Source organism: Streptomyces hilarionis, assembly GCF_024539675.1.
GTDB lineage: Bacteria > Actinomycetota > Actinomycetes > Streptomycetales > Streptomycetaceae > Streptomyces > Streptomyces hilarionis.
The window spans coordinates 1-11,524 of record NZ_JAHHIT010000080.1 but is presented as its reverse complement, the minus strand read 5'-3'; the positions used below and the strand labels follow the sequence as shown (position 1 = coordinate 11,524).

The 11,524-nt window shown below is 72.6% G+C and carries 10 protein-coding genes; 5 read left to right on the top strand and 5 right to left on the bottom strand.

What is annotated here, in order from left to right; translation table 11 throughout:
- The first annotated feature begins 11 nt into the window (after nucleotides 1-11).
- Nucleotides 12-1,796, top strand: coding sequence for a GMC family oxidoreductase N-terminal domain-containing protein (locus KMS84_RS20575; protein WP_256917816.1), 1,785 nt, complete (start codon nucleotides 12-14; stop codon nucleotides 1,794-1,796).
- 97 nt (nucleotides 1,797-1,893) lie between these two features.
- Here KMS84_RS20575 and KMS84_RS20570 read toward each other — a convergent pair whose 3' ends face one another.
- The gene (locus tag KMS84_RS20570; protein ID WP_256917815.1) at nucleotides 1,894-2,931 is read right to left on the bottom strand and encodes an LPXTG cell wall anchor domain-containing protein; all 1,038 of its coding nucleotides are present in this window, start codon (nucleotides 2,929-2,931) and stop codon (nucleotides 1,894-1,896) included.
- Between the two features lie 750 nt (nucleotides 2,932-3,681).
- Nucleotides 3,682-3,978: a chorismate mutase gene (locus KMS84_RS20565; RefSeq protein WP_285893765.1), complete on the bottom strand. Its 297-nt coding sequence runs from the start codon at nucleotides 3,976-3,978 to the stop codon at nucleotides 3,682-3,684.
- Nucleotides 3,979-4,309: 331 nt separating this feature from the next.
- Between KMS84_RS20565 and guaA the strand changes: the two genes are divergently transcribed.
- Entirely contained in the window at nucleotides 4,310-5,890 is a 1,581-nt protein-coding gene (gene guaA, locus KMS84_RS20560; protein WP_256917814.1) for a glutamine-hydrolyzing GMP synthase, read from the top strand.
- Nucleotides 5,891-5,941: 51 nt separating this feature from the next.
- Here the strand turns inward: guaA and KMS84_RS20555 are convergent, their stop codons facing one another.
- Complete coding sequence (locus tag KMS84_RS20555; RefSeq protein ID WP_256917813.1) at nucleotides 5,942-6,430, bottom strand: pyridoxamine 5'-phosphate oxidase family protein; 489 nt, start codon at nucleotides 6,428-6,430, stop codon at nucleotides 5,942-5,944.
- A 91-nt stretch (nucleotides 6,431-6,521) separates the two neighbouring features.
- A complete protein-coding gene (locus KMS84_RS20550; protein ID WP_256917835.1) occupies nucleotides 6,522-7,226 on the bottom strand; it encodes a hypothetical protein in 705 nt (234 codons plus the stop codon).
- Between the two features lie 116 nt (nucleotides 7,227-7,342).
- Between KMS84_RS20550 and KMS84_RS20545 the strand changes: the two genes are divergently transcribed.
- Nucleotides 7,343-8,137, top strand: a complete 795-nt coding sequence (locus KMS84_RS20545) for a class II aldolase/adducin family protein (protein ID WP_256917812.1) — start codon at nucleotides 7,343-7,345, stop codon at nucleotides 8,135-8,137.
- 18 nt (nucleotides 8,138-8,155) lie between these two features.
- Here the strand turns inward: KMS84_RS20545 and KMS84_RS20540 are convergent, their stop codons facing one another.
- Nucleotides 8,156-9,172, bottom strand: coding sequence for a DUF4429 domain-containing protein (locus KMS84_RS20540; protein WP_256917811.1), 1,017 nt, complete (start codon nucleotides 9,170-9,172; stop codon nucleotides 8,156-8,158).
- A gap of 200 nt (nucleotides 9,173-9,372) precedes the next feature.
- Between KMS84_RS20540 and KMS84_RS20535 the strand changes: the two genes are divergently transcribed.
- Nucleotides 9,373-10,662: a hypothetical protein gene (locus KMS84_RS20535; RefSeq protein WP_256917810.1), complete on the top strand. Its 1,290-nt coding sequence runs from the start codon at nucleotides 9,373-9,375 to the stop codon at nucleotides 10,660-10,662.
- Between the two features lie 204 nt (nucleotides 10,663-10,866).
- Nucleotides 10,867-11,403, top strand: a complete 537-nt coding sequence (locus KMS84_RS20530) for a DoxX family protein (RefSeq protein WP_256917809.1) — start codon at nucleotides 10,867-10,869, stop codon at nucleotides 11,401-11,403.
- The last annotated feature ends 121 nt before the right edge of the window (nucleotides 11,404-11,524 follow it).

Here is an 11,524-nt window from a genome sequence, read left to right as displayed (position 1 = left end):
GAGGAGAGCACGTGTCCCAGGACGCCTACGACTACGACGTCATCGTCGTCGGATCCGGCTTCGGCGGTTCCGTGACCGCCCTGCGCCTGACGGAGAAGGGCTACACCGTGGGCGTCCTGGAGGCGGGCCGCCGCTTCACCAGGGAGTCGCTCCCCAGGAACTCCTGGGACCTGAAGAACTACCTCTGGGCGCCCAGGCTCGGCATGTACGGCATCCAGCGCATCCATCTGCTGGGCAACGTCATGGTCCTGGCCGGCGCGGGCGTGGGCGGCGGCTCCCTCAACTACGCCAACACCCTCTACGTCCCGCCGAAGCCCTTCTTCGACGACCCCCAGTGGCGCGGCATCACCGACTGGGAGCAGGAGCTCAAGCCGTACTACGACCAGGCGCGCCGCATGCTCGGCGTACGGCTCAACCCGACGACCACCCCCTCCGACGTCCACCTGAAGGCGGCCGCGGAGCGGATGGGCGTCGGCGACACGTTCCACCTTGCGCCGGTCGGCGTCTTCTTCGGCGACGGCGAGGACGCCGACGGCACGACGAAGGCCGCGCCGGGGGAGCAGGTCGCCGACCCCTACTTCGGGGGCGCGGGGCCCTCCCGCAAGGCCTGCGTGGAGTGCGGCGAGTGCATGACGGGCTGCCGGCACGGCGCCAAGAACACCCTCAACGAGAACTACCTGCACCTCGCCGAGAAGGCGGGCGCGGTCGTCCACCCGCTGACGACGGTCGTCTCCGTCACGGACGACTCCCAGGGCGGCTACGCCGTCGCCACCCTGCCCACCGACGCGCGGCGCAGGGGCAGGGCGCACGGCAGGGTCTTCAAGGCGCGCCGGGTCGTCCTCGCGGCCGGCACCTACGGCACCCAGACCCTGCTCCACCGGATGAAGGCGGGCGGTCAGCTCCCCTACCTGTCCGACCGGCTGGGGCATCTGACCCGCACCAACTCCGAGGCCCTGGTGGGCGCCCAGACCGACGACCGCCGCTACCGCAAGGCGACCGGCGCGCCCAAGGTCGACTTCACGCGCGGCGTCGCCATCACCTCGTCCATCCACCCGGACGAGAACACCCACATCGAGCCGGTGCGCTACGGCCGGGGCTCCAACTCCATGGGGAGCCTGTCGATCCTTCAGGTGCCGTACGCGGAGGGCTCGTCGAGGGTCGCCGGCTGGCTGGCGAACGCGGTCCGCCACCCGCTCCTCGTCCTGCGCTCGCTCTCCAACCGCCGCTGGTCGGAGCGCACCATCATCGGCCTGGTGATGCAGTCCCTGGACAACTCGCTGACGACGTACCTCAAACCGGCGGGCGTCGGCAAGGGCCTGCTGACCGCCCGGCAGGGGCACGGCGCCCCCAACCCCAAGCAGATCAGGGCCGCCTCGCAGGCCGCCTCGGTGATCGCCGCCGACATCAACGGCTTCGCCGGCTCCAACGTGGGCGAGCTGATGGGCACCCCGCTCACCGCGCACTTCCTCGGCGGCTGCCCGATCGGCGACTCCCGCGAGAGCGGCGTCATCGACCCCTACCACCGGCTCTACGGCCACCCCGGCATCTCCGTCGTCGACGGCGCCGCGGTCTCGGCGAACCTCGGGGTGAACCCGTCGCTCACCATCACCGCCCAGGCCGAGCGGGCCATGTCGTACTGGCCGAACAAGGGCGAGACGGACCCGCGTCCGGCGCAGGGGGCGGCGTACGAGCGGCTGAAGCCGGTCGAGCCGGTCGGTCCCGCCGTGCCCGCGGAGGCGTTCGGGGCGCTGCGCCTGCCGTTCCTGGGGATGCCGGCGGTCCCGCCCAAGCAGTGATGCGCGAACGACCGCGCGCCGCACACGGTCCGGACACGGCGAAGGGACCTGCGCCCCCCTCCGAGCGCAGGTCCCTTCGCCGTGTCCTCAGGACGTGTTACGCGTGCGCGCCGGCCTTGCGGCGGCGGGCGGCGAACACCGCGCCCGCACCGGCGACGACGGCGACGCCGCCGACCAGACCGATCATCGGCAGCGCCGAGTCGGAGCCGGTCGAGGCGAGGCTGCCGCTGATCGGCTTGGCGCCGCCCTGGGCCTGCACGCCGTCGGTGGGCTTGTCGCCGTTCGGCTTGGCGTCGCCCGCGCCGTCGGCCTTGCCGCCGGCGGCGACGATCTCGACGTCGTAGAAGTCACCGTTGCCGTAGCAGGCGGAGCCCTTGCCGGCGTAGATGGCCTCGCTCAGCGCGAAGGACGAACCCGCCGGAGCGGACGCCGCGACCTTCACCCGCAGGTCGAGCGATTCCGTGGAGTTCTTCTCCAGGGAGTCCAGCAGTCCCACGAAGGAGCCGGTGACGACCTTCTTGCCGTCCTCGTCCTCGTAGGAGTCCTGGTAGCCGCTGGTCCACTTGCCGTCCTCCTTGACCTGGATGTCGGCGAGACCCTCGGACAGCGGGCTGTCGGTCTCGTCGCCGTACTCCATGAACGCGTCGATGTACACGTTCTTCAGGTCCTGGTCGGAGTCGTTGTCGACGACGAACTCGAAGTCGTGCCAGCCCGAACCGGCGACGATCTTGCTCGGCAGCCCCTTGATCTCGGCCGTGAGCTTCTCGTCCAGGTCGAAGGACTTGCAGTCCGTGTAGGGGTCGAACGGGTCCGTGCTCTCACTCGCCGACGGGCTCGCGGAGGACGAGCCCGAGGCGGAGGCGGAGGCGGAGCCGCTCGGGCTGCCCGATGGCGAGCCCGACGCCTTCTGCTCGTCCGAACCGGTCGAGGAGGAGGCCGACGTGGCGTCGCTCGGCGTGCCGGAGGCGCTCTGGCCCTCCGACTCCGACGGGCTGGACGAGCTGCTCTCCGACACGGACGCGCTCGGGGAGGACGTCTCGTCCCCCTCGGCGAAGGCGGTGGGGGCGGACAGCAGGGCCAGCGGGGCGACGACGGCGGTCGCGGCCAGGGCGACCATCGTGCGGCGAAGCTTCATGAAGACCTCGGCGTATGGAGTGGGAGGCCTTCCGTTATGGGGGTACGGGAGTGGGCCTGTTTTCGCTACGTGTGACCGGCGAGACCGGTGAACAGTTGTGCTGTTTCACAGGATCTTTATATGGCGCGCATCACATGGGGCGACGGGCTCCGGCCGTGACGTCCGGGGGGCGACGCCCCGGACGCGTGGTCGGGCATGACGAAGGGCCCCGCGGGACGGATCCGCAGGGCCCTTCTCTATCGTCAGCACCGGCGTCAGGGCAGCGCCGGTGCCTGGGAGCGGCGCCGGGGGGTTGCGCCGCTGGTCTGGACCTCTGGCGGGGAAAGTGGGGCAGCCGAGGCGGGCGACGCCGTGAGGCCGTCGTCCGCGGAGTGACCTGAGGTCCTTCGGGGGCTTTCTACGCATCGTGCTGGATGAGCGCGGCCCTCGCAACCGTTTGACCCAGCCCTTGTGCATTTTTGCATTTTCCGCCGGTCGGTCCCGGGCGTCCCCGGGACCGGCCGTTCTCTCGGCGACCGGGCTGCTGTCCCCTGCCGTCCGGTCGCCTTCGGAGCGAGGTCCCACGACGCACGTCACGATCCGTACGCCTCATCGCCCCGGCGAGCCACGCGTGGTTCTTCCCGACCCGCCCCTGGCTGGAGCGGACACCGGGACCAACGACGCCGCCGGCCCGGCGGTCACGCGCCGTACGGGTGAGACGGCGGCCGAACTGACGCCCGAGGCCGCCCCCGTCCCCGGCCCGGCGCGACGTCACACCCGTCCCCGGCACAGTTCGAGCAGCGTCATCGCCAGGGCGGTGCCGGGCCGGCCCAGCGCGTCCCGGTAGTGGCCGAGGACCTCCAGCTCGCGGGAGAGGTTCACCCGCCGGCCGCCTGAGGTGATCCGCGCCTCCTGGATGACGGCCGAGACGGCCGTCCGCTCCTGGATCAGGCCGATGATCCGGTCGTCCAGCGCGTCGATGCGCTCACGGGCGCCGGTGATCAGGTCGGCGGCCTCGGAGGTACGGGCGCCGGTCGCGTCGCCGGTGGTCATGTCGGTGGTGGTCATGGGGGCTCCTGTGTGGGTTCGGGCCGCCCCGGAGCGACAGGACCCGGGAGAAACGACAGGCGCCCCGGGCCTTGTCGGCCCGGGGCGCCTGGGAAGTCGCTTGTCAGCAGCTCAAGCAACACGACCATGGCAGCCGGCGGGCCGGGTGCCATAGGTAAAGACGAACGTCGTGTGCGTGAGCATGCGGCCCAGTATGCCGGGCCGCCGGACGCGCTCCAAGCCGGTTCGCATCCTGAGACGCGGTCCGGCCGCGGAGCCGGGTCGGCGACACGTCCGCTCTCGGTAGAATTGGCCAGCACAGAGACCACGCCCGAACCGCCGGAAGGCCCCCGTGTCCACAGCGACTCCCGCTGCCGCCGCCCCCGACACCGTCCTGGTCGTCGACTTCGGCGCGCAGTACGCCCAGCTCATCGCCCGTCGAGTCCGCGAGGCGCGGGTCTACAGCGAGATCGTGCCGAGCACCATGCCCGTCGAGGAGATGCTCGCCAAGAACCCGGCGGCGATCATCCTCTCCGGCGGCCCCTCGTCCGTCTACGAGGAGGGCGCCCCCCGCCTCGACCGCGCGATCTTCGAAGCCGGCGTCCCCGTCTTCGGCATGTGCTACGGCTTCCAGCTGATGGCGCAGAGCCTCGGCGGCACCGTCGACAACACCGGGGCCCGCGAGTACGGCCGCACCGACCTGCACGTCTCCCGCGTCTCCTCCACCCTCTTCGAGGGCACCCCGGCCGAGCAGGCCGTGTGGATGTCGCACGGCGACGCCTGCTCCGCCGCCCCCGAGGGCTTCGTCGTCAGCGCCTCCACGGACGTCGTCCCGGTCGCCGCCTTCGAGAACGACGAGAAGAAGCTCTACGGCGTCCAGTACCACCCCGAGGTCATGCACTCGACGCACGGCCAGCAGGTCCTGGAGCACTTCCTGTACCGGGGCGCGGGCCTGAGCCCCGACTGGACCACCGGCAACGTCATCGAGGAGCAGGTCGAGGCCATCCGCGAGCAGGTCGGCGACCGGCGCGCGATCTGCGGCCTGTCCGGCGGCGTCGACTCGGCGGTCGCCGCGGCCCTCGTCCAGAAGGCCATCGGCTCCCAGCTGACCTGCGTGTACGTCGACCACGGCCTGATGCGCAAGGGCGAGACCGAGCAGGTCGAGAAGGACTTCGTGGCCGCGACCGGCGTCCAGCTGAAGGTGGTGGACGCCGAGGAGCGCTTCCTCACCGCGCTCAAGGGCGTCTCGGACCCCGAGGAGAAGCGGAAGATCATCGGCCGCGAGTTCATCCGCGTCTTCGAGCAGGCCCAGGCGGAGATCATCGCGGACGACGGCCCCGAGGTCGCCTTCCTGGTCCAGGGCACGCTCTACCCGGACGTCGTCGAGTCCGGCGGCGGCACCGGCACGGCGAACATCAAGTCGCACCACAACGTCGGCGGCCTGCCCGAGGACCTCGAGTTCCAGCTGATCGAGCCGCTGCGCAAGCTGTTCAAGGACGAGGTCCGCATGGTCGGCCAGGAGCTCGGCCTGCCCGAGGAGATCGTCCAGCGCCAGCCGTTCCCGGGCCCCGGCCTCGGCATCCGCATCGTCGGCGAGGTCACCAAGGAGCGCCTGGACCTGCTGCGCGACGCCGACGCCATCGCCCGTGAGGAACTGACGGCCGCCGGTCTCGACCGGGAGATCTGGCAGTGCCCGGTGGTCCTCCTCGCGGACGTCCGCAGCGTCGGCGTCCAGGGCGACGGCCGCACCTACGGTCACCCGATCGTGCTGCGCCCCGTCTCCTCCGAGGACGCCATGACGGCCGACTGGTCGCGGCTGCCGTACGACGTCCTGGCGAAGATCTCCACCCGCATCACCAACGAGGTCCGCGACGTCAACCGCGTCGTCGTCGACGTGACCTCGAAGCCGCCGGGCACCATCGAGTGGGAGTGACCCGCACCGGGGCCCCGTGCGGGGCCCCCTGCGTGGCCCCGCGCGTGGGGTTCAGGTCCGCTTGAGGACGCGCACCGGCGCTCCGGGCCGCCAGACCCGGGCGACCAGATACGTGTCGTCCTCGACGTAGGTCCGTACGACCTCCGTCAGCTCGGTGCGGAAGAGGTGGAACGGCTGCGGCGGTTCCACCTCTTTCACGTACGCGGCCCGGGCCTCGCCGTCCGTCACCTCGATCGCCCGCCCCGCGATCCGTACGTCGCCGCCGCCCATCCCGGTGCCCTCGCCCGGGTTGGCCTGGAGGCAGAAGCGGGGGTCGCGGCGCAGGTCGAGCGCCTTCAGCGAGCCGGGCATCATGCCGAGCCACAGCTCACCGGCGAGGAAGCGGACCTCGATGCCGCTCGTCCGCGGGGAGCCGTCCTTGCGCAGGGTGGCCAGGACATGGTGGGTGAACGCGCCGAAGCGGTCCTCGGCGGTCTGTGCGAACTCGGGCTCCGCCTCGGCGAAGGCGGACCAGTTCCACGGGGTGTCCCTGGGTGTCATACCGCGAGTGTGACCGCGATACCGGACATCCGCTGTCGGCTTTACCTTGCGCCCTCGCCCGTGCCCCGAGCCTCGTGCCCGGACCCCGCGGTCAGAATCCCAGCGGGCCGCCGTACGGCGTTCCCGGCCCCTGCGCCGGTCCCTGAGCCGTTCCCTGCGCCTGTCCCTGCGGTGTCCCGTAGGGCTGCGGCGCCGGTCGCACGTAGCGCTCCACCCCGGCCCCGTCGCGCACCGGCACGCAGCCGGCCGCCGTGAGCTGCCGGGCCAGCTTCGCGCGCCGCACCGTGTTCACCCGCAGGGCGCCCAGCATGAAGGCCGGCATCAGCACGGCGAGCGGGAGCAGGACCGCGTACACGCCGGTCAGCAGGGCCATGAGCAGGAACAGCGCCCCCGAGCCCCACCCGATGAACTGCAACTGCCTGCGGTTGGCGGCCGCCGTCAGCGCGTCGTAGCGGATGAGCGCGGTGATCAGGTCGACGTCCGCGCGCGCCTCGGGGACCGGGGTCAGCGAGCCCAGGTACATGCCCGGCACGGGCCGGTCGGGGCCGGGGTCGGGGAAGGCGGCCGAGTTCGCCGCGGCCCGCTGCCGCGCCGCCGGGTCGGGGTCGCGGACCAGGTGGACGTGGAGGACCCGGTGCTTGCCCACGAGACGCACGCTCGCGTAGCGGAAGCCGTAGCACTCGGCCACGTAGGCCAGCGCGCCGAGCGTCGGGAACTCCGCGAAGGGGTGAACCAGCTCGATGGCGTCGCGCGTCGCGATCTGACGCATGAGGGCGGTGATGTGGCGGGCTGCCATGCTCAAGACGTGCTCCGGAGGTGACGGAAATCATCATCTTTGCATAACGACTCTGCCCTTTTGCGCGGGCCGACGGTAACTTCCGCCTGGTCAAGCAACCCAGTGCTGGAGGACCGATGCACGGGCCCACGCCGCCTGCCCCGCTGCCCACCGACCGGCTGCAGTTCGCGATGCCGCCGATGCACGAGTCGGTGGAGGACGAGCGCCGGCACCGAAAGGAACGGCTGGCCGGCGCGGTACGGATCTTCGGCCGGCTCGGCTTCGAGGACGGCGTCTCGGGGCACATCACCGCCCGCGACCCCGAGTACAGCGACTGCTTCTGGGTCAACCCGTTCGGCATGTCCTTCAGGCACGTCACCGTCAGCGACCTGGTGCTGGCCAACGCCGACGGGCAGGTCGTGGAGGGCCGCTACCACGTCAACCAGGCCGCCTTCACCGTGCACGCCCAGGTGCACGCCGCGCGCCCCGACGTCGTCGCCGTCGCGCACTGCCACTCCGTGCACGGCCGCGCCCTCGCCGCGCTCGGCGAACTGCTCGACCCCCTCACCCAGGAGAGCTGCGCGTTCTACGAGGACCACGCCCTCTACGACGCCTACACCGGCGTGGCCGTCGACGCGGAGGAGGGGCGGCGCATCGCGGCCGCGCTCGGCTCGCGCAAGGCGCTCGTGCTGCGCAACCACGGGCTGCTGACCGTGGGGGACTCCGTCGACGCGGCCGCCTGGTGGTTCGTCTCCATGGAGCGCTCCAGCCAGGTCCAGCTGACCGCGCGGGCGGCGGGCAGACCCGTGCTGATCGACCACCGCGCGGCGGTCGCGACCCGTGAGCAGCTGGGCGGCGACCTGGTGGCGTGGATCAACTACCAGCCGCTGTGGCAGGACGTCAGCCGCAGCGAGCCGGACCTGCTGAGCTGACCGGGTCGGTTCCTCCGGTCAGAAGCCGCGCAGCACGACTGCCTTCGTTCGCGCGAACTCCTCGTCTGTCAGCACGCCGTCCCGGTGCAGTTCGCCCAACTCGCGCAGCCGGCGCAGCAGCACGTCGTGATGGTCGGCCGGGGGCGGGCCGGGCGAGGACGGGCCGGGCGAGGACGGGGCGGCCGGGGGCGGGAGCGCGCCCCGGGGCCGCCGTCCCCGGGGCATGGCGCGGACCGCCCGCTCGGACGCGTTCGCGCTCTCGGCGACGTCTGCGTCCGCGCTCCCGGCCCCGAGGCCGGGGCCGTCCGCGAGGCCGGGGTGCGGGCGGGCCGAGGGGTGCGGGAGACGGGCCGTGACGGCCGTCGCCACCAGGGCCGTCAGCAGGTCGCGGCTCACGTTGCCCCACAGGTCCAGGGCATAGGGATCCTTCTCGGCAGGCAGCCCGGAGAACCGCGTCTCGCGGGTCACGAAGCGCAGGAAACCGTCGTCCAGACCGGAGTTGGGCAGCCACTCGACCCGCAGCACGTCGCCGACGTCGAGCACGCGGGGCCCGGTCGCGCGCTTCACCCGGTCCGAGGTGTCCGCCCAGTCGATCCGCACCTGGACGCCGTCGAAGGAGACGGTGCCGTCGGAGGACCGCACCGACACCGGCACCGGCGGACCCGGCAGCAGATACGTCGTGGTCGGCTCGTCGGTGATCCTCTCCAACAGGAGTGCGTGCCGGATCTCCTCGGCGAGGTACTCGGCGATCCCCGAGTGGTCCGAGTCCACGGTGAGCCGGTAGGGGTCGGCCGCGTCCGGCAGCCGTCCGCCGGTCGCCTGGAGCAGCGGGTCGGCCCCCTCGCGCAGCCGCATCCGCAGCCGCCCGCGCCTGCGTTCGCTCTCGTAGACGATCCCGGCGACCGCCTCCAGCGGCACCGCGATCTCCCCGTACGTCTGCCGGAACAGCGGCACGCGGCGATGCAGTCCCGGCGTGATCCTGACCGTCGTGCCGTCGAAGGCCCAGGTCCCGTGGCGCTGGATGATCTCGGCCATGGGGGAATTCTCGCAGCCGGGTCAACACGGCCTCCCCGGCTTCACCCGCCCTGACCAGACCTGCCGGACACACAGGGTGTGTCGTAGGGCACAATTCGTCGACATCGCAGGGGAGTTGTTCACAGGGTGGCGACCGGGGCCTTCAGCGGGCTCTCCGGGACCGCCATCCGATCGGGTCGCGGGGAAGGCGGTCGTCGGACGTGGCGGTGCAGGAGGCGAGACAGGGCGCGGGCCCCGGCCCGGGGCCGGGCGCGCACGAGGGCGGCTGCGCCTGCGGGGACTGTCCCCACGGCGCGCGTGAGGGACACCGGCGCGCGGTCGCCGCGTTCCTGCTGCAACGCGACGGGTTCGCGGCCGGACAGGGCCTGCCGGCCGCCGTCGCCCACTCCTTCTCGGCATCGCGCCAGTGGGTCTCCGAGGAGCTGACCCAGTCCGCGGAGCACGTCGCCGAACGCGGCCGTGCCGAGGGCGAGGCCTGGCTCGGCCGCCTGTGGCTGCGCACGGCGCTCACCGTGTGGGCGGCCGTCGTCACGCTGCTGCTGGCGCAGTCCCTGACCGCCGTCGGCGCGGGCTGGACGGCGGCCCGCACCGCCGGACTCCTCGCCGCGCTCGTCGTCGCCGGCGCGCTGACCGCCGCCTCCTGGTTCCACCGGGCACGCGGCGGGGCGCTCGCGCCCGTGATCGGCGAGGACAACCGGCTGTCCACCTCCCGCGCGGTCGCCGCCGCCTGGGTGCTGTTCGTGGCCTACGCGGTGCTGGTCCTGGTCGGCCGGCTGGCCGCCGCCTCCGGCCCCGCCGAGCGCGACGCGCTGATCGCCGGACTGGACCTCGCCCGCGGCGCCGGCACGGTGACCGTCCTCGCCGTGGTCTGCGGCATCGCCGTCCTGGTGCGCCGCGTGGTCGGCCTGCGCGTCCTCGGCCAGCGCCTCCAGAAGGTGCGCGCCCACCGCCCCCGGGCGGCCGACCTGCTCACCGACGACGCCGGCCGCGGCGCCTTCGCCGACATCCAGTACGCCGTGATCGGCGCCGTCGCCCTCGCCTTCGCCGCGGTGCGCCTGGCCCGCCGCCCCGATCAACTGCCCGACCTGCCCTGGGGCCTGGCGGTCGTCGTCCTCGTCTCGGCCGCCACCTATCTGGCCGGCAAGTACGCCGAGGGCGGCCGGCCCGTCATCCTCTCCGTCGTCCGCTCCCGCGAGGCGGGCGACCTCGACGCCCCCATCCGCACCGGCGACGACATCGAGATCCGCGGCGCCGGCTTCGTCCCGCCCGGCGCCCAGACCGCCGACCGTCTCTCCCGCATGGTCGTCCGCATCGGCCCGGTCCATGTGCACGTCCCGCTCGTCCCCGTCACGGGAGGCTTCAGCAACCCCGGCGACGACGTCCTCACCGTGCCCGTGCCGGCGGACGTCGAGCCCGGGCGCGTCGAGGTGCAGGTCGTCACCGCGGCCGGTGTGGAGACGAACCGCTACACGATCGACGTCACCGACTGACGGACGGGCCGACGGACGGACAGACGGACGGGAGGACCGACGGACCGGCCGCCCGGCCGCCCGGCCGGTCCCGTCGGTGCCGGGACGAGGGTGTGAACCGGCGTCGGGCCGAGCCCGTGCTCACCTTTTGAGTGCACCCCGCCATGCCGTACGTATGGTCTGTCGAGGGGACCCACCACTCCGGGCGAGAGGCGGCTGCGGGCGATGACTCACAGTATGCGGACCGACACCTATTCCCGATATCCCGACGGCGGCGGCCGGGGACTGCGGGACACCGCCGCCCGATACGCCCTCCTCCCTCTGCGGATCTTCCTCGGCGTGACCTTCGTCTACGCCGGACTGGACAAGCTCACCGACCCCGCCTTCCTGAAGGCGAGCGGCGCCGGTTCGATCGGCGAGACCATGCGCGCCGTCCGCGACTCCTCGGCCATCCCCGCCATGGTCGACCTGGCCCTGAAGAGCCCCGTCGGCTTCGGCTACGCCATGGCCTTCGGCGAACTCGCCGTCGGCATCGGCGTCCTGCTCGGCCTGCTCACCCGGCTCGCCGCGGTGGGGGGCGCCCTGATCTCGCTCAGCCTGTGGCTGACGGTGAGCTGGGCCGCGGACCCGTACTACCTGGGCAACGACCTCCCGTACCTGATGGCCTGGCTGCCGTTCGTCCTCGCGGGCGCCCCGGTCCTCTCCCTGGACGCCGCCTGGCGATCCCGGCGGCGCCGGCAGGGAGCCGGAAGCCTGGGCTAGGGCGTGTTTCGAAAGTCCCGTCTGCCCGGCGACGCCTGGCACGTACGCTCGCCGCGTTGTCGGGGTCACCCCGATACAACCAGTATCGGGGTGACCCTCCGCCTTGCGATCGCACGCACCA

What these genes read in the sequence shown, in the direction of transcription:
- KMS84_RS20550 (WP_256917835.1), bottom strand. Translation starts at nt 7,226, where the DNA reads ATGGCAGCCCGCCACATCACCGCCCTCATGCGTCAGATCGCGACGCGC.
- KMS84_RS20540 (WP_256917811.1), bottom strand. Translation starts at nt 9,172, where the DNA reads ATGGCCGAGATCATCCAGCGCCACGGGACCTGGGCCTTCGACGGCACG.
- KMS84_RS20565 (WP_285893765.1), bottom strand. Translation starts at nt 3,978, where the DNA reads ATGACCACCACCGACATGACCACCGGCGACGCGACCGGCGCCCGTACC.
- KMS84_RS20570 (WP_256917815.1), bottom strand. Translation starts at nt 2,931, where the DNA reads ATGAAGCTTCGCCGCACGATGGTCGCCCTGGCCGCGACCGCCGTCGTC.
- KMS84_RS20530 (WP_256917809.1), top strand. Translation starts at nt 10,867, where the DNA reads ATGACTCACAGTATGCGGACCGACACCTATTCCCGATATCCCGACGGC.
- KMS84_RS20555 (WP_256917813.1), bottom strand. Translation starts at nt 6,430, where the DNA reads ATGACACCCAGGGACACCCCGTGGAACTGGTCCGCCTTCGCCGAGGCG.
- KMS84_RS20545 (WP_256917812.1), top strand. Translation starts at nt 7,343, where the DNA reads ATGCACGGGCCCACGCCGCCTGCCCCGCTGCCCACCGACCGGCTGCAG.